This is a genomic window from Pinisolibacter sp. DMC19 (assembly GCF_056313985.1).
Genome location: NZ_JBQUZF010000020.1, coordinates 1 through 1,195 on the forward strand (window position 1 = coordinate 1; position 1,195 = coordinate 1,195).

Sequence of the window (1,195 nt, forward strand, 5' to 3'; positions counted from 1 at the left end):
ATCGCCAGCGTGATCCGGCGCGAGACCGGCTTCGTGGTGATCATCGACCTGGCCCGGCTGCTGTCGTCCACCGAAATGGCGACGCTCGCCGCCGTGCCGCCCGCCCCGAGGGCCGCCTGAGAGAGGGGGGCGGGAACCTCCCGCCACCCCCCACGACCCCTGTCCGTGCCGGACGACCGGCCGGGAAGATCGCCGACGTGAACGCGACGTTCGTCCCGGGCCCGTCCGACGATCACCCGATCTCCATCGCCGCCGCCGCGCTGCCGCATGGTGCAGCGCCTGCCACTCCGCAAACCGAAGAGCTGGATCGATGAAAATGTCACTGAAGGTCAAACTGGCGATCGGCTTCGGCCTCCTGATCGCGCTCATGGCCGCGCTCGGCACCTTCTCGCTCATGCAGATGGGTTCCGTGAACGGCAAGGCCGTCGACATCGCCACCAACTGGATGCCGAGCGTCGACACCTCGAACCGCATCAACACGGCCACGTCCGATTTCCGGATCTCCGAGCTCCAGCACGTCATCGCCCAGGACGAGGCGGGCATGAAGCAGTGGCAGGGCGAGCAGACCCGTCTGCTCGACGACATCACCAAGCTCGAGGCGACCTACGAGAAGATGATCGCCAGTGCCGAGGAGCGCACTCTCTACGACAACTTCCGCGCCAAGTGGAAAGACTACCTGCGCCTCCACGAGAAGGCCTTCGAATTCGCCGCGCGCAATGAAACCGAAAAGGCGATGGCCATCTACAACGGCGACGGCATGAAGGCCTACGACGATGCCTCCGCCCTGCTCGTCAAGCTGGTCGCCTACAACAGCAAGAACGGCAACCTCGCCGCCGACGAAGGCACCGCCATCTACGCTTCGGCCAAGCTGTTCGTGATGAGCGGCATCGGCCTCTGCGTCCTGCTCGGCTTCGGCATCGCCTTCTACATCGTCCGCGACATCCTCAAGACGCTCGGCGGCGAACCGGACTACACCCGCCAGGTGGTCCGCAAGATCGCCGACGGCGACCTGACCGTCGAGGTGACGGTCCGCAAGGGTGACGAGACCAGCCTGATCGCCGCGGTCAGCCAGATGACGGAGCGGCTGCGCGCCGTGGTCGGCGACGTCTCGATCGCCACCGACAACGTCTCGTCGGGTTCGCAGCAGCTCTCCGCGGCCTCCGAGCAGATCGCGCAGGGTGCCAGCGAGCAGGCC

General features: G+C 66.4%; 1 protein-coding gene and 1 pseudogene. Both read left to right on the forward strand.

Annotation, left to right across the window (positions count from 1 at the left end; translation table 11 throughout):
- Window positions 1-120 (forward strand): annotated as a pseudogene (locus ACT53U_RS19585) (chemotaxis protein CheW); the annotation flags it as partial.
- 190 nt (window positions 121-310) lie between these two features.
- On the forward strand, window positions 311-1,195 hold an 885-nt coding region (locus ACT53U_RS19590; RefSeq protein WP_476157620.1), incomplete at its 3' end, for an MCP four helix bundle domain-containing protein.